The following is a 22,954-nucleotide window of genomic DNA, read 5'->3' on the forward strand; positions in this document are numbered from 1 at the left end:
TTCCTTCTTTCTATTTTTCAATGGACGCTTTAAAGGCATCCTCAATGAGTTTGTCTAATTCTCCAGACTCCTTCAACTTTTGAATGGTTTTATCGACTGCCTCTTTCAATTCCTTGCTATCTTTTTTCATAGCGACCGCGTAGGAATCCTCTTGCTCTTTTTCAAAATTGAGGTCTGCGATTGCTAAATCAGGATTATTTTCCACAAATCCCTTAGCAACTGGTTCTTCAAAGATAACGGCATCCACTTGCCCTGATTTTAAATCTGTGATTAAATTCCCATTTTTAGGCAGAGATACGAGGGAAGAATTTTGTAGCAAATCTTTCGCCATCGTCTCCTGAATCGAACCTTTCTGCGCTCCGACCTTTTTCTGCGCTAAGTCGTTTACAGACTGATAAGTGGCTAAATCAGATTTTTTGACAATGAGCTTATTTTTTGAAGTATAGTAGGGAGTTGAAAAATCGAATACCTTACTCCGTTCATCTGTCTTAGAAACACCTGATATGGCAAGGTCAGCTTTTCCTGATTGAACACTAGCCAGTACATTGTCAAAACTCATGGGAGATAGTTCCAATTCAACACCTAGTTCTGTTGCGATAGCCTTGGCTAATTCGATATCTGAACCCACAATCTGATTTTTCCCATCAACCACTTTTTGGTATTCAAATGGAGCAAAATCTGGATTGAGGGCTACAACCAATTTTCCTTTGGACTTGATGGCTTCAATTCCAGCCGATTGATTGTTACTACAAGCAAATAGTAGGGGGAGCATCACTAAACCAAACATCGTCATCAACACCTTCTTCATCTTATTCATAACAAAGCCTCCTTTATGTTTATTCTTTTTAGTTGTATAAATAATACTCCTATCCTCATCGTTTGTCAAGCCTAAATTGTAATTTTTTTCAATTTAAAACAGAAAAACCTAGGAAAATTACATAAAAATGTCATTCCTAGGCGTATTTATGCTATTTCTCTTTGGAAAACATGAGTATTCAGTCAGTCAAAAGTAGCTGGACGAACTCATTTTCCCTTGCCCAATTCAATGATACGATGACATTGTTGGGCTACATAAGCATCGTGGGTCACGATAATGACTGTTTTCCCTTCTCGATTCATCTCTAAGAGAAATTTCAAGACCAAATCTCTATTTTCAGGATCCAGCGAACCTGTTGGTTCATCGGCTAAAATCAGCTGGCTGGGTTTTAAAATGGCTCTAGCAACTGCAATTCGTTGTTGTTCGCCACCAGATAACTCAGAGACCTTTTGATGCAAAGTAGCTGACAAACCTACCCTCTCTAAAATCTCTTCCACCTTTTTGAGCTTGTCTTTCTTGGACAATTTCACATATTTCAGCGCCAGCATGAGATTGTACTCGACCGTTTCATCATCAATCAGGGCAAAATTTTGAAATAGATAAGAGATATGTTCACGGATTATTGTTTGCGACTTGGCAGAATTGACCGCTAGATTTGTCTGGCCAAAAATCTCATACCGTCCGCTATAATCACCATCTATCAAACCTAATAAATTTAACAAGGTCGACTTACCACTACCACTCTTACCAACAATGGCTACCAAATCCCCCTGATCAATCCTGAGAGACAAGTGATCCAAAATCACTTTTCCCCCAATGGTTTTGGTAATATTTTCCAACTCAATCATAAGATGCCCCCTTTCAATAACTCTACTAGACTTCTTTTCTCCATCCTAGAAGCCAAGCCTAGCACAAATAGTATATCCAGACATGTAAAACCTGCAAACAGCAGAAGCGGCAAGAGCGCATGGGCAAAGAAAATCAAGACCAGAAGAGGGAGACTATAGCCCAGCAAGAGCAGAACGAGGAGAGGACGGTAGCGATCGACCAGTTTCCACCCCATAAACTTCTTGGTAATGATATCCCTGCGCTTCAACAAGAAAGTGGTAACGAGTAAAAAGTAGGAGACAATCATACTGAGAAGAGCAAATAAGGCAAAAAGAACGTTAAAATTACGAACAGAATCCCGATAGGTATCAACTATCCCCTCTTGAATTGCTTGAATAGATGAAAATTTTAAATAATTTCCATCTGACAATTTCTCAACTAACTCTGTAATCTCTTTTTGATGTTGAACCGTATTTTCAATTTTAATCGGATTATTTAAGCCAGTTGTTGACAGGGAGGCTTTCTCATCCCACATCATATCAGAATCATTGACCAAGCTAATAATTGGATTGGAGAGATTTTCCTTTCGCTTATTACTATATGGGAAAAATGACCAATCTCCTTCATAATAGGCAATCTCGACATCCATCTCCTCTATCGTTCGTTTTTGCTGCTCTTCATACTTCATCGAATGAAAGGCAATTAACTTCCCCAAGAGCTGATTTTTATCTTCTTCACCTTTCGTACTTGCTGGCATCAAAATAACTTTTTTAATACCGGTATCTGGTAGCTTGAATCCCTTGCTCTTTAGAAAATTGCGATTGGCATAGTAAACATCCACCGTATCTGTTAACTGATATTGCTGAATCTGTTCTGATTGGACAAAATTTTTTACAGGAAGACTGCTACTCTGCACATAGCCCGCCTGCGTTTTTTCTACCAAATCCTGATAAAATCGATAGAAATAATCTGTAGATTTCCCTGACCCTGCTAGCTCTTCTTGCCACAGATTATCATTGAGTTTGAAGGTTTCTAAGGTCAGGTAATTACCTTGACTTACCCACTGTTGCTGATAAGCAAGTTCTTTGTTTTCTTGTTCTAGACTTCTGCCTACCCCAATCAGTAAAACCGTCAGTAAAATAGTTGTCCCTATTTTCATCACATAATTGAAGATAAGACCAAGTTTGACAGATGAAAAACCTTTCAACATGGAACTGACTGTCATTTTCTGAATCATCAGGTAGGTCAGCCAACTGATGAACAAATACAACTGTAAAAGCAGAAATTGGGATAAAAGTAAACTTGGGAACAGAAGTTTTGGTCTGTAGTCCAGCACTAAAAATAGTCCCAAGTCAATGATAAGACTTCCACCCAAGAGAAGATAAAAATTAGTCTTTACAAAACCAGCTAAAATCGCTCTGCTTTGAAAACCAAGTAACTTTTGAACCCCCACTCGTTTCATCTCCATCATCGGCTGATAAACTGTCATTAAAATCACAAGCAAGATTGCCAAGATAAAGATAATGATAGATAGTAACAACTCTTGATTTAGCACTCCAACCTGACTTCGGTAAGTGGGTTCTAACAAAATCGTCTTATCTATCTGGAAAAAATCACTCCACTTTTGTAGAATGGTATCACGATCTATCTCTTTGCTGGAGGTAATCATGTAGCGCCCATTTACAGTATGGGATTTATCCTCAATATAGGATCGGAAGGTCTGGAGTCGAATGAGTTTCACCTTTAAAAAGGTGGGAATGGTTCCTAGATTATTGGGAAGGTCCTGGTTGCTGTAGACTCCCTTCTCATTCTTTGAAAAATCCAGAGAAGTCAGACCGAACTCCTGATAGGGGAAGGTTTCCTTATTAAAAACACCAGCCTTGACGGCCTCATCGCCATTATCTACTTTGATAATAGAGACCTTGTCTTGACTTGCAACCTCTTCAAAAAATTGGAGAATCGTTTCTGTCGGTTTAGTGACATCTTTCAAGTACAAGTCAAATGAATAGGTTGTCTTGCCCATCTCCTGAATCCGCACTATTTCACGTGTAACATTTACATTCAGGACAAAAAACGTAGTACACAGCAAAAGCAGGAGCATACAAAGATGACTGATTTTTTTCATAGAGATACCTCCTGTGAAAAGACGAAAGCGATATAGGTACAATTGCTTTTTATTTTTTACTAAATTTTAAGTAGGTGTAAATAAATCCTGCACTTATAGCCAGAGTTGTCCACCATCTAAAATCAATATGTAAAAGTGAAAAGATTATAAAACTGATGATTAGCGAGGCTAAAATATAAACAATGATTAAAATTTTATTTTGCATAGGAATTGCCTTTCTGAATGGATTCTAGTGTTTACAGCTCATTTGTAAAGTTTACAATAAGACTCTAAAGCAATTGTCTATCAGAATGTTCTTTTATCTGTCAATAATCCGAGAAAATCTTGTCGTTTCAAGTCGGAGAAATGTTTGGTAGAAAGACTTCCTTTTTGAAGTCCATCATCTCTAACCTGCAAATAATAGCTATGTTGGCTTGTTTTAATTGTCAAAAAATCGCCAAATACAAAAAATTTTTTCCAGTTACGAATCTCAAATTCTTTCATCTCTGATTTTGGAATGCGGATAAGTCCTTGTCGCAAATCACGATGATACTCACTTGTGAAAGTCATCCCATTCCCAATATTTCTTATCAGTAGTTCATCTGGAGTTACCATCACCAACGCTATTTTAGTTAAGAGAATTTCAACTGTTGGTGGTAAAATCGCTAGATTAAACCAAGGGTGTAAGTAGCGATATGCTAAGAAATAATGAGGCTCCTCACCCAATCCTAGTTGTTTATATAAGGTCTTGACTTCACTATCTAACCTCGCTTCAAAAGACACATCTGAATGCTCCTTTTCCTTCTTCTGATTAAAATAACGCATCCAGACTAGGAAACCTATAAAGACTAGGACAAATATTCCTGATAAGATATATTTTAAATTGTAGTTCATCGCTTAACCTCCTGATTCACGCTTCTGCCTAAAACAGAGGCCTATTTATTTTGAAAATAGTTCCATCATAACTTTAAATAAGACTGGTAACATTATATCAAGCTAGAATTCTTTCTTTTCTAGCTACATCATAATTCTTTGATGAATACAAAGTTAAGGGCACTGTATTTGTTAACGCTTACAAAATTCTTGCTTTACCTATATTATAAATCAACATATATAAACTGTCAAGTAATTTAAGTAATAATCTAAATGTTTTCAAAAAGAAGAATTATAGTTATATTCTGCGCATAAAAAAGATAGCTTCTGCTATCCTTATACATTCTCCGACTACTTATCCATCAGATATTGTTCTACCTTGAGTGCCATGACTTCATTATTTTCAATTAGATAAAGCACCTTAGCTTTTATATAATAGTCCTTAGCAACAGAGATATCAAGAGCCTCTGTTACATTTCCCAACAAACAATATAAATCTGCTAACCTAAAGCTACTATGATATTTGTTACAAAATTCAATTATCTCCAATAATAGCGCTCTGGACTTATCCATCTCCTCCTGTTTCCAAAGGTGGTAACAATAATTGTATTTTATTTTGATATACAACTCAATTTGTTCACGCACACTGGTATCGATTTTTGAAAGAGCTACGGAAACCTGTTCATATAGTTGTTCAAATTTCTCCTTATCCTCATCATAGCCTAAGAAAATCAGCAGGGTATTCAAAATATATAAGTAGTCCACTTTCTCAATACTAATCCTACTGAGGATGTCCTCTATTTTTGAAATAGCTAGTTTTAATTGATGTTCACATTGATAGGTTAGAATGGCATCTATCCAGTCCAGATAAATCTTTTCATCAAAAGATAAAGAAATCTGTTGCTTTCTTTCTCCCTCAAAAGCATATTTCAAAGAGGCATAATCTTGATTTTCCAACAATGTTTCAGACAACCTCTTGAAAGCAGACAAGCCTAGAAACTCTTTCGAAATTTCTCCTGAAAAGAAATAGTCCATATTTAAGCCCATTTTTTCAGATAATTTATATAACAAATCTGCTCCTGGCATATATTTACCTTGTTCCATGCGACTTATCTGAGTTTGTTGGCAAATTCCTTCTGCCAATTCTTTTTGCGACCAGCCCAGCTCTTTTCGCTTATTTTTTAATCTTGTTGCTAATAATGCATGCATGCTATCCACCACTATTTATATTCTATAAAAACATTATACTACTTTTTAAGAAGATTATGTCATATTGTCTACAAAGAGTGAACAGACTTCTCAAAATGTAAGAAAAAAGAGCTATTCAAAGCTCTTCCCCTATTTCTTAATACCAGCCGTTGTTAAGCCAGAAGTTTTTAGCAGCTGTCCATGAACCGTAACGTCCTGCAACGTAGGCATCTGCTACACGTTCTTGGTTTTCAGCTGAGTAGTCACCGTTCAAGTATGAATCTGTCAATTGGTAACGTCCGATATAACGTCCGTTTGTAGCTGTGTAGCTACCGCCTGATTCTTTTTGAGCGATCCATTCTTTGGCTTCTGCTTCAGATCCGCTGACAGTTGAAGCAACTGTTTCTTCTGCTACTGCTTCGCTTACTACTGGAGTTTCTTCCACTACTTCTGTAGTTTCTGCTACTGGAGCTGAAACAGTTTCATCTTGAGCAGCTGGTGCTGCATAAGTAGTTGGCGCTGGTGTTGAAGCAGGCGCTACAGGGCCATCAATAACCAACTCTTGACCAACATAAATCAAATGAATGTTGTCAATGTGGTTGTTTTCTGCCAATTTTTCAACTGTTGTGTTGTGAGTTTCAGCGATTTCTGAAAGTGTATCACCTTCTTTAACAGTGTAAGTTGATGATTCTTGAGCAGATACAAATGCTGGAGCAAATACTGTAAACAAGGCAGCTACTCCTGCAAGAGTTGCTTTAATCTTTTTAGTTGTTGATTTCATATTTGAAAATTCTCCTTCTTTCTATAGTTCTATCATACCCTTTAAATATTACTGTTTCTTGACACTTTTATGTAGAAATATTACAAAATTATTTTTTATTTCCCTAAATAATGTGTTTTTTGTCATAAAAGATACTATTTTTATGCTATTTGTAGTGTAAAAAGGTTTTCATCCACAATTAAAGCCAAGACCCTCATTCTTTGATATAATAGAGATAAGAATTTTTATAAGGGGAAACTGATGAAATCACTTCGTTTTCAATCTGTCTTTGATATCATCGGACCAGTTATGATTGGCCCATCTAGTAGCCATACAGCTGGTGCTGTCCGTATTGGGAAGATTGTCTCTTCCATTTTTGATGATACTCCGACAGAAGTCGAATTCCAACTTTTTAACTCATTTGCCAAGACCTATCGTGGTCACGGGACAGACCTAGCCCTTGTTGCAGGTATTTTGGGCATGGATACAGATGATCCTGAAATTCCAAACAGTCTGGAGATTGCCCACAAGCGTGGCATCAAGATTGTCTGGACCATTCAGAAAGACAGCAATGCTCCGCATCCTAATACCACTAAAATTACCGTCAAAAATGCTCACAAGACCATCAGCGTGACTGGTATTTCTATCGGTGGAGGAAATATTCAGGTAACCGAACTCAATGGCTTTGCCGTCTCTCTCAATATGAATACACCGACTATCATCATTGTTCATCAAGATATTCCAGGTATGATTGCCCTCGTAACGGAGGCCCTTTCACGCTATGGTATCAATATCGCCCAGATGAATGTTACTCGTGAAAAAGCTGGTGAAAAAGCTATTATGATTATCGAAGTTGACAGTCGCAACTGTGATGAGGCCATCGAAGAAATTCGAAAAATCCCTCATCTCCACAATGTCAATTTCTTTAAATAGGAGGAAGCATGTTTTATTCTATCAAAGAATTGGTCGAGCAGGCAGAACTGGACTTCCAAGGAAATATCGCAGAACTCATGATTACAACAGAGTTTGAATTGACCGGTCGCGAACGTGAAGAGGTTCTCCTTCTCATGGAGCGCAATCTGGAAGTCATGAAAGCCTCTGTCCAACTCGGCCTCAATGAAAATAAATCTCGTAGTGGCCTGACAGGTGGAGATGCTGCCAAATTGGACCACTACATCAAAAACGGAAAAACCTTATCGGATTATACGATTCTCTCTGCTGCTCGAAATGCCATCGCAGTCAATGAACACAATGCAAAAATGGGCTTGGTTTGTGCCACTCCGACCGCTGGAAGTGCTGGCTGTCTGCCTTCAGTTCTCACTGCTGCTATTGAAAAATTAGACCTCAGCCACGAACAACAGCTGGATTTCCTCTTTGCTGCCGGTGCCTTTGGACTAGTCATCGCAAACAATGCCTCTATCTCAGGCGCTGAGGGTGGCTGTCAGGCCGAGGTTGGTTCGGCCTCTGCTATGAGTGCTGCCGCCTTGACTCTAGCTGCTGGTGGAACACCTTATCAGGCCAGCCAAGCCATTGCCTTTGTCATTAAAAATATGCTGGGTCTCATCTGTGATCCTGTTGCAGGTTTGGTCGAAGTTCCCTGTGTCAAACGCAATGCCATGGGAGCTAGCTTTGCCTTCATCGCAGCAGACATGGCCTTGGCAGGTATCGAATCTAAAATCCCTGTGGATGAAGTTATCGATGCCATGTATCAAGTAGGAGCAAGCATGCCAACTGCCTTTCGTGAAACAGCTGAAGGTGGACTAGCTGCTACCCCAACTGGTCGTCGCCTCCAAAAAGAAATTTTCGGAGAATAAGCTTATCAAATAGGAGAAACTATGACCTCTATCTCAGCTATCTTTTTTGATCTGGATGGAACCCTCGTTGACAGTTCTATCGGGATTCACAATGCCTTTACCCATACTTTTAAGGAGCTAGGCGTGCCTAGCCCTGATGCCAAAACGATTCGTGGTTTTATGGGACCGCCCCTTGAAAGTAGTTTTGCGACCTGCCTTCCCAAAGAACAAATCTCTGAAGCTGTGCAGATATACCGTTCTTACTATAAGGAAAAAGGCATCCATGAAGCTCAGCTCTTCCCTCAGATTGTAGAATTGCTTGAGGAATTATCAAAAAATTATCCTCTCTATATCACCACTACAAAGAATACTCCAACCGCTCAGGATATGACTAAAAATTTGGGAATCCATCATTTCTTTGAGGACATTTATGGTTCCAGTCCTGAAGCACCCCATAAGGCAGATGTCATTCGCCAAGCCTTGCAGACACATCAACTAGCCCCTGAACAGGCCATCATCATCGGTGATACCAAGTTTGATATGCTAGGGGCTCAAGAAACAGGCATTCAGAAATTGGCCGTCACTTGGGGATTTGGAGAGCAAGCAGATCTACTAAACTATCAACCTGATTATATCGCCCACAAACCCATAGACGTTTTGGCCTATTTCCAATAACATAGACTGGGCAACAACTCCATTTCAGAAGAAAATGAGGCAATCTATACATAACAAAACGCATATTACCAAGGTGAACAACTTGATAATATGCGTTTTTCTTTTTTATTCAACGTGGGTTGTTTGATTAGCAAAGGCGATAATAGCCTGCTTCAACTCATCTCCACTGAGAGTGCGGAACTCTTCAATCTTTTGATCGATGGCTTCTAGAGGCATGACATTGACCTTACCAACGAAAATCTTATCCATAACCTGATTATCAACCAGTTCGGTTGACACCAAGAGTTCTTCGTAGAGTTTTTCACCTGGTCGGATTCCAACTTCAACGATTGGAATTTCACTTTCGGTGTGTCCACTTAGAAGGACCATTTTCTTAGCCAAGTCATAAATCTTGACTGGTTTGCCCATATCAAGGATAAAGACTTCTCCATCCTTGGCATAAGCACCAGCATGGATAACCAAACGGCTAGCTTCTGGGATGGTCATAAAGTAACGGGTCATGCGGAAGTCTGTTACCGTTACAGGCCCACCTTCAGCAATCTGACGTTCAAAGACTGGAATCACACTACCACGGCTACCAAGAACATTCCCAAAACGAACCGCACAGTAGGTTGATTGGCTACGTTGGTTAAAGCCAGTGACAATCAACTCAGCCACGCGCTTGGTTGCTCCCATAACATTGGGTGGATTAACCGCCTTATCTGTCGAAATCATAACCATTTTAGGTACTTTGGCTTCATCAACAGCCCTAGCAACATTGTAGGTTCCACGAATATTGTTCTTGAAGGCTTCTTTTGGATTGCGCTCCATCATAGGAACGTGTTTGTGGGCCGCCGCATGATAAACAATAGCTGGCTTGTACTGCTCAAAGACTTGCAAGAGACGGTCGTAGTCTTGAATATCTGCGATAACTGGTACATAATCAATCCCTTGGAACTTGCGAATCAATTCATGATAAACAAGGTAGATTGAATTTTCCCCGTGACCGAGCAAGACGATGCGTTCAGGATTGAAGCGGCTAACTTGGCGACAGATTTCAGAACCGATTGAACCACCAGCCCCTGTGACTAAGATGGTCTTACCTGTAAGTTCTGTACCCAGACGCGATTCGTCAAGACGAATTTCCTGACGACCCAAAAGGTCTGTGATATCAATCTTCTGGAAGCCTCCACCTGCTTGGTGAAGTCCCTGAACAACGGTTTCAACCTTAGGCATCTTGTAACATTTGACACCCAGCTTATTACACATCTGCAAGATACGCTCATATTCTGACGGATCAAGCGACGGAATCGCAACGATGACACGCTCGATTTGGTGGCGTTTGGCTAATTCCGGCAGATTATCATAAGAGCCCAAAACAGGAATACCACCAAGTTTTTGACCCTTTTTCTTAGAATCCTTATCCAAAATACCGACCAGTTCTAATTCACTGGTTGGATGTTGGTAACTATCCATAAAGAGGGCCCCACCATCACCAGCACCAATCAAGAAGGTCCGACGGTGTTCTCCATCACCACTGCCTTTTTTGCGTTTAGAGTAGATTAACTGCCAAGTAATCCGTGGCAATAAAATCAAGAAGGTACTCAACAAGATAAAGAGAATGATGAAACGGATTGAAAAGAGTGGCAAGAAGGCATAGCAGATTCCATAAGACAAAACACTGCTCGCAGTCACACCAAAAAAGATTTTCATAAAATCCGTAATCTTGCTGTAACGGCTGATACTAGCGTTCAACCCCCAAAATGCAATCATCAATTGATAGAACAGGAAGGCCAAACTCGTATAGATGATGTAATCAACAGGTGCTGGGTTAATTAGTCCGTAAAATAAGATATAAGATACAATGATGGAAACCACCATACTAAAAATATCAAATATGCCCCAGAAGACTTGTTTTTGTTGTTTATTTAAAATTTCCACCAGATCAATCACATAATCTGTGAGTTTTTTATTCATAGAAATTTACTCCTCCTTAAAAGAGCCGGATGATTATGCTCAATGAAAATCAAAGAGCAAACTAGGAAACTAGCCGCAGGCTGTACTTGAGTACGGCAAGGCGACGTTGACGCGGTTTGAAGAGATTTCCGAAGAGCATTATATTGTTATTATAACACTTTTTCTCTAGTTTACGATTTGCTACAATCTTTTAATTGCTTTTTCGTAACAGCTTCATAAAAATAAACTGTCGGACAAATCCTGGACAAAGGGCAACAACCATCTGAATGGCAACACTCTTAGCATACTCCATGTAAGAAATTTGCCCTCTCTTCAGCATGCGCTGGCGAGCTTGACGATAGAGTTTGAGGTAACGCAGTCCCCCACGACGCTCAAACATCCCTGCTCCGACACGAACCTTACACAAGATTTGATCCAGATTTCCAGTCTTAGCTCCTGCAGCAATCATATTGAGCCAGAGGAGGTCATCCTCCATATAAAGCCCATCCTCATAGTTGCCTGCCTTGAGAACCATATCCTTCTTGAACATGACAGTCATGTGGTTAAAGGCACTTCTCATCCTTTGATAAGCCACAATATCTGCATGTTGAGTCGGAACACGACGATAAGAAACAATCTCATCAGGATTGTCAATAAACTCTGCAATATGTCCACCTAATAGGTCGAGATTGTCTCTCTCCATTAACTGAACCTGTTTCTCAAAACGGTCTGGAACAGCTATATCATCCGTATCCATACGGGCAATAATATCATACTGACACTGCAAAACACCCTGTCGAAGAGCCAGACCCAAACCTTGATTTTGCTCAAGAGGACAGCGTTTCACTGGAATTTCAGACTCAGCCTCCACTTGGTCTAACACCTGATAGAGCTCAGGTGTCAAAGGCCCATCCTCAACCAGAACTAACTCGCTCGGTTTCAGGGTCTGATTTTGAACACTCTCAATAGCATCCTTTAAAAATGTCGGATTTTCCTTGATATAGACCGACATCAATACGCTGATTTTTTGCTTTTCAGACACAGTTTTTCTCCAATGTATAGATTTCCTTCCACTATTTTATCATAATTTTCAAGACTTTCCCATTTTTATCTTGAAAGCCAGAAACCTTACTTGACATTATAGTGAAAAAGCCTTAAAATAAGCTGTTATTAAAATCAGCTAGAAGAGGTATTATATGAAAAAGCAATCACTTTTTTTTGTTCCAGGTATTATCCTGATTGGTGTTTCCTTGCGGACTCCTTTTACTGTTTTACCCATTATTTTGGGGGATATTTCACAAGGTCTGGGAGTAGAAGTTAGTTCACTTGGTGTCTTGACCAGCCTTCCCCTCCTCATGTTTACCCTCTTCTCGCTATTTTCTACCCGACTGGCTCAGAAAATTGGCTTGGAGCATCTCTTCACCTATAGCCTCTTCTTCTTGACCATTGGCTCTCTGATTCGACTAATCAATCTACCCCTGCTCTATCTAGGAACCTTGATGGTTGGGGCAAGTATCGCAGTCATCAACGTTCTACTTCCTAGTCTTATCCAAGCCAATCAGCCAAAAAAAATTGGTTTTCTGACCACCTTATATGTAACTTCTATGGGGATTGCGACGGCTCTGGCTTCCTATCTGGCTGTGCCCATTACACAAGCCAGTTCTTGGAAAGGCCTCATCATCCTCCTCACCCTGCTCTGTCTAGCAACTTTTTTGGTCTGGTTGCCAAATCACCGCTATAATCACAGACTGGCTCCACAAACCAAACAAAAAAGCCAAACAAAGGTCATGCGTAATAAACAAGTCTGGGCAGTTATTGTTTTTGCAGGTTTTCAATCCTTGCTCTTTTACACTGCTATGACTTGGCTACCTACTATGGCTATCCATGCAGGCCTATCTAGTCACGAAGCTGGCTTGCTGACTTCTATCTTCTCTCTGATTAGCATTCCTTTTTCAATGACCATCCCAAGCCTGACAACCAGCTTATCAACTCGTAATCGGCAGCTCATGCTCACTCTGGTCTCACTAGCTGGTGTGGTCGGCATTTCCATGCTCTTCTTCCCGATCAATCATTTCATTTACTGGCTTGCCATCCATCTCCTCATCGGAACCGCAACCAGTGCCCTCTTCCCTTATCTCATGGTCAACTTTTCACTCAAGACAAGCGCTCCTGAAAAGACAGCCCAATTATCTGGCCTTTCTCAAACAGGAGGCTATATCCTAGCAGCCTTTGGGCCGACTCTCTTTGGTTACAGTTTTGACCTTTTCCACTCTTGGGTACCAGCTGTAGCTGCCCTCTTGCTCGTCGATATCCTGATGACTGTGGCCCTCTTTACAGTGGACAGAGCTGATAAAATCCTCTAAACTTCTAGTTTTAGCTAGAAGTTTTTTATATATAAAAATTTTACACATTTCTCTTGACAGGGCTTTCTTTTAGTTGTACAATGTATGTGTAGAAAAATTATATATAAAAATCTTACACATTAGAAAAGGAGGTTTCTCATGTACTTTCCAACATCCTCTGCCTTGATTGAATTTCTCATCTTGGCCGTACTGGAAAAAGGGGATTCTTATGGTTATGAGATTAGCCAAACCATTAAGCTCATCGCTAATATCAAAGAATCCACACTCTATCCCATTCTCAAAAAATTAGAGGGCAATAGCTTTCTGACCACCTATTCCAGAGAGTTCCAAGGTCGCATGCGCAAATACTACTCCTTGACAAATGGTGGTATAGAGCAGCTCTTGACCCTAAAAGATGAATGGACACTCTATACAGACACCATCAATGGCATCATAGAAGGGAGTATCCGCCATGACAAGAACTGAATACCTGACTCAGCTAGAACTATATCTCAAAAAACTGCCTCAGGCTGACCAAATTGAAGCCATGGACTATTTCAGAGAACTCTTTGACGATGCTGGAGTCGAAGGAGAAGAAGAACTCATCGCTAGCTTGGGAACTCCTAAGGAAGCAGCTCACGAAGTCCTCTCCAATCTTCTCGATAAAAAAATCAATGAAGCGCCTGCTCAAAAAAATAACCGACAAATTTTACATATCGCCTTGTTAGCCCTCCTTGCAGCACCCATCGGTATTCCTCTGGGAATCGCTATCCTCGTGGCCCTGTTCGCAATCCTTGTGGCAGCTTTGACTGTCATTCTGGCTTTCTTTGCGGTTTCCATACTTGGTATCATCGGCGGATTCCTATTTTTAGTTGAAAGTTTCACTGTCCTAGCCCAAGCCAAATCAGCCTTTATCTTGATTTTCGGTGCTGGTTTACTGGCCATCGGTGCTTCTTCACTAGTCTTACTAGGTATTTCCTATGTAGCCCGCTTCTTCGGCCTACTCATTGTTCGCCTGGTGCAATTTGTTCTCAAAAAAGGAAAGAGAGGTGACCAGCATGCGTAAATTGACAAAAGGATTTCTCATTTTTGGTGTGGTGACTACTGTTATCGGCTTTATCCTACTCTTCGTAGGTATCCAATCTGATGGGATTAAGAGCCTACTTTCCTTGTCCAAAGAACCTGTCTATGATAGCCGTACGGAAGAGCTAACCTTTGGCAAGGAAGTCGAAAACCTAGAAATCACTCTCCACCAACACGCGCTGACCATCACAGACTCTTTCGATGATCAAATCCACATTTCTTACCATCCATCTCTTTCTGCTCACCATGATCTTATCACCAATCAGAACGATAGAACTCTGAGTCTCACTGATAAGAAACTGTCTGAAAGTCCATTTATCTCTTCTGGAATTGATGGGATTCTCCATATTGTAAGTAGCTACTCTAGTCGTTTTAATGAAGTTATTCTCCAACTGCCAAAAGGGAGAACTCTAAAAGGGATCAACATCTCAGCCAATCGCGGACAAACCACCATCATAAATGCTAGTCTTGAAAATGCGACCCTCAATACAAACAGCTATATCCTCCGAATTGAAGGAAGTCGTATCAAAAACAGTAAACTCACAACCCCTAATATCGTTAATATCTTTGATACAGACCTTACAGATAGTCAGCTAGAGTCAACAAAAAATCACTTCTACGTTGACAATATTAAAGTATATGGTAAGGTAGAACTAACTTCTAAAAATGAACTTAGCATCACACTAACTCAAAAAGAAAGCCAAGAAATCAACTTAGACCTATCAAGTCACTATGGTCCTATTTATCAGTTATCAAGAGATGAGAGTCAACATCACCCAAACGAATTAAGCAACCCTTACAAAACTGAAAAAACCGATGTAAAAGGTCAACTCATAGCTAGGGCTGAAAATTATATTAGTCTTGAAACTACAGCCAACAGACCTTAACAAATCTACTTATATCTACCAAAATGATGTATATACAACTAAAAAGGAGGTTCTACCATGAAACAAGAATGGTTTGAAAGTAATGATTTTGTAAAAACAACAAGCAAGAACAAACCTGAAGAGCAAACTCAAGAGGTTGCAGACAAGGCTGAAGAAACGATAGCCGATCTCGATACACCAATTGAAAAAAATACTCAAGTAGAGGAGGAAGTCTCTCAAGCTGAAGTCGAACTGGAAAGCCAGCAAGAAGAGAAAATTGAAGCTCCTGAAGACAGTGAAGCGAGAACAGAAATAGAAGAAAAGAAAGCATTAGATTCTACTGAAGAAGGGCCAGATATTTCTAAAGAAACAGAAAAAGTCACTATAGCTGAAAAGAACCAAGAAGCTCTTCCTCAGCAAAAACCAACCACGAAAGAGCCCCTTCTTCTCAGTAAATCCTTAGAAAGTCCTTATATTCCCGACCAAGCTCCAAAATCTAGGGATAAATGGAAAGAGCAAGTGCTTGATTTTTGGTCTTGGCTAGTGGAAGCGATCAAATCTCCTACAAGCAAGCTTGAAACAAGTAGCACACACAGTTACACAGCCTTTCTCTTGCTCATTCTGTTTTCTGCATCTTCCTTTTTCTTTAGTATCTATCACATCAAACAAGCCTACTATGGACATATAGCAACTATCAACAGCCACTTCCCTGAGCAGCTAGTTCCTTTAACTCTCTTTTCTATCATCTCTATCCTAGTAGCGACAACACTCTTCTTCTTTTCATTCCTCTTGGGTAGTTTCGTTGTGAGACGGTTTATCTACCAAGAAAAGGACTGGACGCTAGAAAAGGTTCTCCAACAATATAGTCAACTCTTGGCAATTCCAATCTTCCTCACTGCCATTGCTAGTTTCTTTGCCTTCTTTGATAGCCTACGATTTACAGCTCTCTTGTGTGTGATTAGCATTGGAATCATTCTACTTGCTAGCCTCCATATCATTACAAGACCAAGTCAAGCAAGTGAAGCCGACTCCTTCTATCAATTATTCTTGTCTGTCCTTGTGAATGGAGTCATTATCCTCCTCTTCTTTGTAGCTGAAGTAGCACTGATTGGAGATTACCTTCGTATCTTGGCCTTTCTTTAAAATTCAATCCTGTCACCCATGGCAGGATTTTTTATATGCCAAAAAAGCAAGTCGATTGACCTGCTTCTGCTTTACTTTTCTTGTGCTAATGTTTTAAAATCTTTGTCTAAGATGGGTTGGATTTCCAATTGATTGGCATCTAGTTGGTGGTAAGATGCTGATGGTAGTGATTCTAGGAATTGTGCATAGCCCAAGCGGGCAATGGATTCATAGTCTTCTGGTTTAGAGCCATCTCCTGTGATTTGAACCAAGTCAATCTCCCACTGGACTTCCTTATCCACCAATTGCTCAATATAGGCTACAGGTACAAATGGTTCTCTCGGTAAAACTGTCTTGACTCCTTGAGCTAGATGGTAAACGCCATGCACTTTCCCTTCTCCATCCTGATAAAAGGAAACTCTTGCAAAGTAGGCATCTGTCTCTTGAACCGCACGCACACGCGCTTCAAACTGAGCCAAGCCATCTGCCCCTAAAAAGCTTTTCAAATCCTCATGACTAAAGAAAACAGGATTAAAAATTCCTTGGCAAATCGTAAAACGAGCCGCAGTGTCTGCAAGATAGGCTTGAATACCTGCTTGGAAATAAGCTTCAAAGTCAAAGCCATCTAGCCCCTCAATCTCCGTTCCTGTGTAAGCAAGCAGGGCGTCTAAAAATGATTTGATAATCTGCCAGTCTGTCTTTGTAAGTAGGTCAGGAAGATCGACACGGTAAGCCTTTTGACCATCAGCATAACTAACTTCAAAGAGAAATTGTGATTGCCCCACTATCGCACACTCAATATACTCGAGACGATTAAGTGGCTGACGGAGATAGACAGCATCATAGCTATGTGACTCCAAGCCATCTACCAAGGCCAAGATGGACTTGGCAGTCAAAATCTCCTGTTCTCCTAAAATGCTCTGTTTATTTGGAATAAAAAATGTTTTCGCCATAACTGGACTCCTTTGAAATCGTTTACATACAGTATACCTTATTTTTCTGAAAGATACAGAAACAAACTTTAGATTTTTGAGTACAAAGCATAGAAAAACAGCCCCTAAGGACTGTTTGATCTTATACAGTAGCTGCTTGATCCAAGCTTTCACCGATAGCGGCTAGGCGCTCGATAACTTCAGCTTGTGTCAATTCATTTTCTGAGACATAGCGGTTACGTGGGTGAACACGACACTCGTGAGAGCAGCCACGAAGGTACTTGTCTTCATTTTCTTCTGATGTCAAGATACGACGGTTACAGAAGGGATTTCCACAGTTGACATAACGTTCACATGGTGTTCCATCAAACCAGTCTTTCCCTACGATAGTTGGGTTGACATGGTTGACATCAACGGCGATACGCTCGTCAAAGACGTACATTTTTCCATCCCAAAGCTCACCTTGGACTTCTGGGTCTTTACCGTAAGTTGCGATTCCTCCGTGCAATTGGCCAACATCTTTGTAACCTTCACGAACCATCCAGCCTGAGAATTTCTCACAGCGAACGCCACCTGTACAGTAAACCACGACACGCTTGTCCATGAATTTTTCCTTGTTATCACGAACCCACTGTGGCAACTCACGGAAGTTGCGGATGTCTGGGCGGATAGCCCCACGGAAATGTCCTAGGTCGTACTCATAATCATTACGTGTGTCAAGGACAACTGTATCTTTATCAAGAAGCGCTTCTTTGAACTCTTTTGGAGACAGGTAAGCACCTGTTGTTTCAAGTGGGTTGATGTCGTTGTCAAAGTCGTTGTCTTCCAAACCAAGGTGGACAATCTCTTTCTTGTAGCGAACAAACATCTTCTTGAAGGCTTGTTCATTTTCTTCGTCAATCTTGAACCAGAGGTCTTCCATGCCTGGGAGGCTGTGAACGTAGTCCATGTATTTTTGAGTTGTTTCGTAGTCACCTGAAACGGTTCCGTTAATTCCCTCGTCAGCGACTAGGATACGGCCTTTAAGACCGATTGATTTACAGAAAGCCAAGTGGTCTGCAGCAAATTGCTCTGCATTTTCAATTGGAGTATAAAGGTAGTAAAGTAAGACACGAATATCTTTTGCCATAAGATTTGTTCTCTTTTCTATTCTTAAATTTTCTAAATTTTTTATTTATCCATACTAGTATACCTGCTTGAGAAAACGAATGCAATTTATTTGACTGGAAATTGCTATATTTCAATTTAGAAAAAAATTTCTTGTACACTACACTTAGTATCAATTATATTTTAAAAAATCCTTGGATTTTCCAAGGATTCATTTTTAAACTTTTTTAGCTTTAGCCATATAGAACAGTTGGAGTAGAATACCAAGGATAGCCATGCCGATAACGATAAAGAAGGCCATTGTATAATCTCCTTGGTTTGCCTGTGCAAGACGTGCTCCTAACTGAGGACCAGCAATAGCAGCTACGCCATAAGCAGTAAACATCCATCCATAGTTTGTCCCTACGTATGTAACTCCCCAGTTTTCAGCAGTAATTCCTGGGAATGAACCGAGGAAGCCTCCAAATGACAAGGCAACCATCATAATTCCAAGGATGGCCAAGATGCTTCCAGGACCTTTGAAGAAGGCTGTGAGCAACAAACCAGTAGCAACTGCTCCAAACATGGCAATAACGGTAGGATAGCGACCAATCTTATCAGATACCGTACCCCAGAAGATACGACCAAATGTATTAGCGATAGATACCAGCATAACGAAGAGTGTAGCTTCTCCTACAAGTTTATACTGGTCAGAAATTGATGCTGCAGTACCGATAATCATCATTCCACCAGTAGCACCAAGAACGTAAATCAACCATAGAAGCCAGTAATTTCCATCACGAAGCATTTCTTTGTAAGTTTTACCTTCTGGTTGAGCTGTTCCAGCTGCCGGCGCTGCTGCAGGAGCTTTCTCCATTACCAATGAAGAAGTACAAATAACAATTAGAAGAATGATACCCAATACTTTGAATGTTGAGTAAACACCCATAGAAGCAATCAAAGCTTTGGCAACTGGACCGATAATGAGCGGGCCTAACCCGAAACCTGCTGCTGTCAAACCACCAGCTAAACCTTTTTTATCTGGGAACCACTTAGTGGCAACTGAAGTAGATGCTCCATAAGCTGAACCAATACCAAGTCCTAGGACAACCCCGTAAGTGAGGTAAAGGACTGGAAGAGAAGTAGCAAATCCAGTAGCAAACATACCAGCACCGAAGAGAATACCACCTAGGAATACAAATTTCTTAGGTCCTGCTGAATCAACCTTAGGACCGAAAATAATCATACCAACAGGTACCATTGCAAAAGAAATACTAAAGGCCAAAGAAGTTTGGGCTTGAACCCATCCTTGACTAGAATTGGTTTCTAGCAGCGCCTTTTGAAAGACTGACCAGGCGTAACCAGCACCTAGAGATAGATTCGTTAAAATGGCTGCTGCCAAAATTAACCATCGATTGGGTGTTTTTTTCATTTGAATAACCTCATGTAAAATTTCTTGTTCCTAAAAAGAATAGAGAACAACTTTTATCATTTTTTCACCTACCTCGTTTAAATTGATCATTGTATAAATTTTTAAGCATATAGAACTGTATAAATGACATACATCTATATACGACTGCTTAAAAATTTGTATCTATAGATCTCTTAAATCAGAACAAGATGAATTTTCACAATGTTAAGCGCTTTCATTGTACTCTTATTATAAGCTACTTTATTCTAAAAATCTACTTAAGAAAAATTAATAAAGATATAAGAAATTTTAATATTTTAATTACCTGTTATCATTTTAATATTGTTTATATCATCTAATTCGGATAATTATCTAAATAAGGTAAAAAACCACTGCCTCCCCCAGATAAGCCTGAGGAAAGCAGTGATTCTTATTTTAGGAATTAGGAATGAATACACGAAATCAATTGATCTTATGATTTTTTGTTTTTCAAGAATTCATCGTATTGTTTTTGCATTTCATTCAATACTTTATCGTAAGCACCTTCAGATTTCAATTTTTCCATCAATTCTGGAATAGCTTTATCTGGGTCTACAGTACCAGTGTTGATAGCTGTATCGAATTGTTGCATAGTGTTAGCGATAGCTGAAATTTCAGATTTCACATTGTCAGTGTTAAAGATAAATCCAAGCGCTGGAGATTCTTTAGCTTCTGCCAATTCTTTCTTAGAATCTGCAATTTGTTGATCTGTAACGTTTTCGTTGATGTAAAGAATCCAGTTGTTACCAGTGTTCCATCCACTCATGTGAGTGTTTCCTTTGTAGCCATCAAGAACGCGAACACGGTTTTCTTTACCTTCAATTTTTTCCCAGTTCTTGCCTTCTGGACCGTAAACAAGGCCGTTCAAAAGTTCTGGGTTCGTATTCAAGAGGTTCAAGATTTCCATTGATTTTTCTTTGTTCTTAGAGTTGTTTGAGATGACAAAGTTAGCAACTTGTGTTGTTTGGTTTTTCTTAATAAAGTTTGTGATTGGTTTGATTTGGATGTCTTTGTTAGCAACGCGTGAGAGCAAGCTGTTACCGTAGTCAGCTGGTCCTACTGTCTCTTCACGAACGAACCAAGTATCTTGTTGAAGGTCAAATGTAGTGTCACTTGTTGCGACGTCTTTTGGAATGTAGCCAGCTTCATAGAATTTGTGAAGAGTCTTTAAGTGTTCTTTGAAACGAGGCACTTCGTAACGGTTTACAACTTTAGTAGTATCACCTTCAAGGTCAATAACGAATGGAAGCCCGTTTGCTACTGGATAGTCAAAGTTCTCAGAAGGGATGAAGTTCTTAGTAGCTGCAAATGGTACTACGTCTGGAGCTTTTTCCTTAATTTGTTTCAAGACTGGCTCAAGAGTTTCGTAAGAAGTAACACCTGAAATATCGATACCATATTTGGCAAGGAGAGTTCCGTTGAAGGCAAAGTTTTGAGATGATGCAACGTTGGCCGCAACTGGAACAGCGTAAATTTTACCATTTACAGTATTACCCTTGATGTAGGCTGGGTCAAGTGCTTTGTAAAGGTCTTTACCTTCTTTTTTGTACAATTCTGTCAAGTCAGCGTAAGCACCTTTTTGAGCATTTACAATGTAGTTATCTGCAAAGGCAATATCATAGTTTTCACCAGATGATGTGATAACTGACATTTTCTTACCATAGTCACCCCAGCCAAGGTATTGGATATCTAATTTGGCACCAACTTTTTCTTCGATGATTTTGTTGGCATTTGCTAACAATTCATCCAAGTTGTCTGGTTTGTCACCGATTTGGTACATTTTGATAACAGGTTTGTCACCTGAATCAGCAGCTTTTTTGCTGTTACCTGTCAAATTTCCACAAGCAGCAAGACCTGCAGCCAAAGCGACTACACTAGCAGATGCAAAAGCATATTTTTTCCAGTTTTTCATGATAAAAACTCCTTTTTTTATTTTTAAACTTATAAACAATGTAATGATCTTATACTCAATGAAAATCAAAGAGCAAACTAGGAAACTAGCCGCAGGTTGCTCAAAACACTGTTTTGAGGTTGCAGATAGAACTGACGGAGTCAGTAACATCTATACGGCAAGGCGACGTTGACGCGGTTTGAAGAGATTTTCGAAGAGTATTAACTTCACACAAGGGAAGTTGGGAACTGAGAAATGTTCTTTCTCAATAAGCACTATTCTTTCACACCACCGATAGTTAAACCTTTTACAAAGTAGCGTTGGAAGAATGGATACAAAATCGCGATTGGAAGGGTTGCAACCACAACCATGGCCATACGACCTGTTTCTTTCGGTAGAGCAACTCCCAGTTGACCAGTCAAGCCGACCGCTTTGGCAATGTAGTCCATATTTTGCTGGATTTGCATGAGCAAATATTGTAATGGATACAAGTTGTCACTCTTGATGTAAAGAAGGGCATTGAACCAGTCATTCCAGAAACCAAGAGCTGTCAAAAGCGTGATGGTTGCGATACCTGGTAGTGATAATGGTAAACAGATTTGGAAGAAAATCCGGGCCTCACTGGCACCATCGATACGAGCGGATTCAAGAATGGCTTCTGGAATGGTCTTCTTGAAGAAGGAACGCATCAAGATGATGTTAAATGGTGAGAGAAGCATTGGAACAATCAAGGCCCAAACAGTATCCCCAAGCTGAAGCACACGGGTCACCATGATATAACCTGGTACCAAACCAGCGTTGAACAACATACTGAGCAGAACGAAGATGGTAAAGAATCTGCGATACTTAAAGGTTGTCCGTGAAATAGCGTAGGCATAGGTTGTTGTGATAAAGACATTTGTAAATGTCCCAACTACGGTTACAAAGACAGAAATAAAGAGGGCCTGTAGGATTTTATCCTTAAACTGTGCCAAAAACTCAAAACCGTCTAATCCAAATTGGGATGGGAAAAAGCTATAGCCGTATTGGAGGAGGCTTTTCTCGTCTGTCACTGAAATAATGATAACGAATACAAAAGGTAGGATACAAGAGAGGGCAATTAAACCTGAAATGATACTGAAGAAGATATCTGCTTTCTTACTGAAGGAGTGAATGCCGACATTGTCAATTTTTTCTTTTTTAATTTTCTTTTCTGCCATATTCTCCTCC

Annotated in this window: 21 protein-coding genes; 8 read left to right on the forward strand and 13 right to left on the reverse strand. The window is 40.0% G+C overall.

Translation table 11 applies throughout. From position 1 onward, the window contains the following. Positions 1-10: 10 nt before the first annotated feature. The 6 genes from WKI23_RS01980 to WKI23_RS02005 form a co-directional block, all read right to left on the reverse strand. Positions 11-817 carry an ABC transporter substrate-binding protein gene (locus WKI23_RS01980; RefSeq protein ID WP_368078771.1) on the reverse strand — a complete coding sequence of 269 codons (807 nt, stop codon included), beginning with the start codon at positions 815-817 and terminating at the stop codon, positions 11-13. 206 nt (positions 818-1,023) lie between these two features. Then, entirely contained in the window at positions 1,024-1,665 is a 642-nt protein-coding gene (locus WKI23_RS01985) for an ABC transporter ATP-binding protein (protein ID WP_050390505.1), read from the reverse strand. Further along, positions 1,662-3,770, reverse strand: a complete 2,109-nt coding sequence (locus WKI23_RS01990; RefSeq protein WP_368078772.1) for a bacteriocin-associated integral membrane family protein — start codon at positions 3,768-3,770, stop codon at positions 1,662-1,664. Before WKI23_RS01990 ends, WKI23_RS01985 begins: the two co-directional genes overlap by 4 nt. Before the next feature lie 285 nt (positions 3,771-4,055). Then, positions 4,056-4,643, reverse strand: coding sequence for a hypothetical protein (locus WKI23_RS01995; protein WP_368078773.1), 588 nt, complete (start codon positions 4,641-4,643; stop codon positions 4,056-4,058). Positions 4,644-4,973: 330 nt separating this feature from the next. Next, positions 4,974-5,831, reverse strand: coding sequence for a helix-turn-helix transcriptional regulator (locus WKI23_RS02000; RefSeq protein ID WP_368078774.1), 858 nt, complete (start codon positions 5,829-5,831; stop codon positions 4,974-4,976). Between the two features lie 136 nt (positions 5,832-5,967). Further along, positions 5,968-6,591, reverse strand: a complete 624-nt coding sequence (locus tag WKI23_RS02005) for a LysM peptidoglycan-binding domain-containing protein (RefSeq protein WP_368078775.1) — start codon at positions 6,589-6,591, stop codon at positions 5,968-5,970. 240 nt (positions 6,592-6,831) lie between these two features. On the opposite strand from WKI23_RS02005, the gene sdaAB reads away from it, so the two are divergent. Genes sdaAB through WKI23_RS02020 form a run of 3 tightly spaced genes read left to right on the forward strand, consistent with a single transcriptional unit; the run spans position 6,832 to position 9,038 of the window. Next, the gene (gene sdaAB / locus WKI23_RS02010) at positions 6,832-7,503 is read left to right on the forward strand and encodes an L-serine ammonia-lyase, iron-sulfur-dependent subunit beta (protein WP_000838912.1); all 672 of its coding nucleotides are present in this window, start codon (positions 6,832-6,834) and stop codon (positions 7,501-7,503) included. 8 nt (positions 7,504-7,511) lie between these two features. Next, on the forward strand, positions 7,512-8,384 hold the full coding sequence (gene sdaAA, locus WKI23_RS02015) for an L-serine ammonia-lyase, iron-sulfur-dependent, subunit alpha (RefSeq protein ID WP_368078776.1): 873 nt from the start codon (positions 7,512-7,514) through the stop codon (positions 8,382-8,384). A 21-nt stretch (positions 8,385-8,405) separates the two neighbouring features. After that, positions 8,406-9,038 (forward strand): HAD family hydrolase, encoded by a 633-nt coding sequence (locus WKI23_RS02020; protein ID WP_368078777.1) that lies wholly within the window; start codon positions 8,406-8,408, stop codon positions 9,036-9,038. A gap of 105 nt (positions 9,039-9,143) precedes the next feature. Here the strand turns inward: WKI23_RS02020 and WKI23_RS02025 are convergent, their stop codons facing one another. Together WKI23_RS02025 and WKI23_RS02030 are read right to left on the reverse strand one after the other, a co-directional pair. Next, positions 9,144-10,994 carry a nucleoside-diphosphate sugar epimerase/dehydratase gene (locus WKI23_RS02025; protein WP_368078778.1) on the reverse strand — a complete coding sequence of 617 codons (1,851 nt, stop codon included), beginning with the start codon at positions 10,992-10,994 and terminating at the stop codon, positions 9,144-9,146. A 190-nt stretch (positions 10,995-11,184) separates the two neighbouring features. Further along, positions 11,185-12,015 carry a glycosyltransferase gene (locus tag WKI23_RS02030; protein ID WP_440215235.1) on the reverse strand — a complete coding sequence of 277 codons (831 nt, stop codon included), beginning with the start codon at positions 12,013-12,015 and terminating at the stop codon, positions 11,185-11,187. Between the two features lie 154 nt (positions 12,016-12,169). Between WKI23_RS02030 and WKI23_RS02040 the strand changes: the two genes are divergently transcribed. The 5 genes from WKI23_RS02040 (at position 12,170) to WKI23_RS02060 (ending at position 16,407) form a co-directional block, all read left to right on the forward strand. Further along, positions 12,170-13,336 carry a CynX/NimT family MFS transporter gene (locus WKI23_RS02040; RefSeq protein ID WP_368078779.1) on the forward strand — a complete coding sequence of 389 codons (1,167 nt, stop codon included), beginning with the start codon at positions 12,170-12,172 and terminating at the stop codon, positions 13,334-13,336. A gap of 138 nt (positions 13,337-13,474) precedes the next feature. After that, positions 13,475-13,801, forward strand: coding sequence for a PadR family transcriptional regulator (locus WKI23_RS02045; RefSeq protein WP_000273855.1), 327 nt, complete (start codon positions 13,475-13,477; stop codon positions 13,799-13,801). Continuing rightward, on the forward strand, positions 13,788-14,381 hold the full coding sequence (locus WKI23_RS02050) for a DUF1700 domain-containing protein (protein WP_368078780.1): 594 nt from the start codon (positions 13,788-13,790) through the stop codon (positions 14,379-14,381). Before WKI23_RS02045 ends, WKI23_RS02050 begins: the two co-directional genes overlap by 14 nt. Then, the gene (locus WKI23_RS02055) at positions 14,374-15,285 is read left to right on the forward strand and encodes a DUF4097 family beta strand repeat-containing protein (RefSeq protein ID WP_368078781.1); all 912 of its coding nucleotides are present in this window, start codon (positions 14,374-14,376) and stop codon (positions 15,283-15,285) included. Before WKI23_RS02050 ends, WKI23_RS02055 begins: the two co-directional genes overlap by 8 nt. Before the next feature lie 57 nt (positions 15,286-15,342). Continuing rightward, positions 15,343-16,407: a DUF6574 domain-containing protein gene (locus WKI23_RS02060; protein ID WP_368078782.1), complete on the forward strand. Its 1,065-nt coding sequence runs from the start codon at positions 15,343-15,345 to the stop codon at positions 16,405-16,407. Between the two features lie 71 nt (positions 16,408-16,478). On the opposite strand, the gene WKI23_RS02065 is transcribed toward WKI23_RS02060, so the two are convergent. The 5 genes from WKI23_RS02065 to WKI23_RS02085 form a co-directional block, all read right to left on the reverse strand. Beyond that, positions 16,479-17,339: a DUF4299 family protein gene (locus WKI23_RS02065; protein WP_368078783.1), complete on the reverse strand. Its 861-nt coding sequence runs from the start codon at positions 17,337-17,339 to the stop codon at positions 16,479-16,481. A gap of 121 nt (positions 17,340-17,460) precedes the next feature. Beyond that, the gene (gene trhO / locus WKI23_RS02070; RefSeq protein ID WP_050252542.1) at positions 17,461-18,447 is read right to left on the reverse strand and encodes an oxygen-dependent tRNA uridine(34) hydroxylase TrhO; all 987 of its coding nucleotides are present in this window, start codon (positions 18,445-18,447) and stop codon (positions 17,461-17,463) included. 195 nt (positions 18,448-18,642) lie between these two features. Then, the gene (locus WKI23_RS02075) at positions 18,643-19,836 is read right to left on the reverse strand and encodes an L-lactate MFS transporter (RefSeq protein WP_368078784.1); all 1,194 of its coding nucleotides are present in this window, start codon (positions 19,834-19,836) and stop codon (positions 18,643-18,645) included. Positions 19,837-20,287: 451 nt separating this feature from the next. Further along, positions 20,288-21,766: an ABC transporter substrate-binding protein gene (locus tag WKI23_RS02080; protein WP_368078785.1), complete on the reverse strand. Its 1,479-nt coding sequence runs from the start codon at positions 21,764-21,766 to the stop codon at positions 20,288-20,290. A 254-nt stretch (positions 21,767-22,020) separates the two neighbouring features. Then, a complete protein-coding gene (locus WKI23_RS02085) occupies positions 22,021-22,944 on the reverse strand; it encodes a carbohydrate ABC transporter permease (RefSeq protein WP_000818348.1) in 924 nt (307 codons plus the stop codon). Positions 22,945-22,954: the final 10 nt, after the last annotated feature.

This window comes from Streptococcus pseudopneumoniae (assembly GCF_038148955.1).
Taxonomy (GTDB): domain Bacteria; phylum Bacillota; class Bacilli; order Lactobacillales; family Streptococcaceae; genus Streptococcus; species Streptococcus pseudopneumoniae_T.

Bases quoted from the DNA above. Each gene is read 5' to 3' on its own strand.
- WKI23_RS01990 (WP_368078772.1), bottom strand. From the start codon at position 3,770: ATGAAAAAAATCAGTCATCTTTGTATGCTCCTGCTTTTGCTGTGTACT.
- WKI23_RS02065 (WP_368078783.1), bottom strand. From the start codon at position 17,339: ATGGCGAAAACATTTTTTATTCCAAATAAACAGAGCATTTTAGGAGAA.
- WKI23_RS02025 (WP_368078778.1), bottom strand. From the start codon at position 10,994: ATGAATAAAAAACTCACAGATTATGTGATTGATCTGGTGGAAATTTTA.
- WKI23_RS02045 (WP_000273855.1), top strand. From the start codon at position 13,475: ATGTACTTTCCAACATCCTCTGCCTTGATTGAATTTCTCATCTTGGCC.
- sdaAA (WP_368078776.1), top strand. From the start codon at position 7,512: ATGTTTTATTCTATCAAAGAATTGGTCGAGCAGGCAGAACTGGACTTC.
- WKI23_RS02055 (WP_368078781.1), top strand. From the start codon at position 14,374: ATGCGTAAATTGACAAAAGGATTTCTCATTTTTGGTGTGGTGACTACT.
- WKI23_RS02040 (WP_368078779.1), top strand. From the start codon at position 12,170: ATGAAAAAGCAATCACTTTTTTTTGTTCCAGGTATTATCCTGATTGGT.
- trhO (WP_050252542.1), bottom strand. From the start codon at position 18,447: ATGGCAAAAGATATTCGTGTCTTACTTTACTACCTTTATACTCCAATT.
- WKI23_RS02000 (WP_368078774.1), bottom strand. From the start codon at position 5,831: ATGCATGCATTATTAGCAACAAGATTAAAAAATAAGCGAAAAGAGCTG.
- sdaAB (WP_000838912.1), top strand. From the start codon at position 6,832: ATGAAATCACTTCGTTTTCAATCTGTCTTTGATATCATCGGACCAGTT.
- WKI23_RS02075 (WP_368078784.1), bottom strand. From the start codon at position 19,836: ATGAAAAAAACACCCAATCGATGGTTAATTTTGGCAGCAGCCATTTTA.
- WKI23_RS02080 (WP_368078785.1), bottom strand. From the start codon at position 21,766: ATGAAAAACTGGAAAAAATATGCTTTTGCATCTGCTAGTGTAGTCGCT.
- WKI23_RS01985 (WP_050390505.1), bottom strand. From the start codon at position 1,665: ATGATTGAGTTGGAAAATATTACCAAAACCATTGGGGGAAAAGTGATT.
- WKI23_RS02085 (WP_000818348.1), bottom strand. From the start codon at position 22,944: ATGGCAGAAAAGAAAATTAAAAAAGAAAAAATTGACAATGTCGGCATT.
- WKI23_RS01995 (WP_368078773.1), bottom strand. From the start codon at position 4,643: ATGAACTACAATTTAAAATATATCTTATCAGGAATATTTGTCCTAGTC.
- WKI23_RS02050 (WP_368078780.1), top strand. From the start codon at position 13,788: ATGACAAGAACTGAATACCTGACTCAGCTAGAACTATATCTCAAAAAA.
- WKI23_RS02060 (WP_368078782.1), top strand. From the start codon at position 15,343: ATGAAACAAGAATGGTTTGAAAGTAATGATTTTGTAAAAACAACAAGC.
- WKI23_RS02005 (WP_368078775.1), bottom strand. From the start codon at position 6,591: ATGAAATCAACAACTAAAAAGATTAAAGCAACTCTTGCAGGAGTAGCT.
- WKI23_RS01980 (WP_368078771.1), bottom strand. From the start codon at position 817: ATGAATAAGATGAAGAAGGTGTTGATGACGATGTTTGGTTTAGTGATG.
- WKI23_RS02020 (WP_368078777.1), top strand. From the start codon at position 8,406: ATGACCTCTATCTCAGCTATCTTTTTTGATCTGGATGGAACCCTCGTT.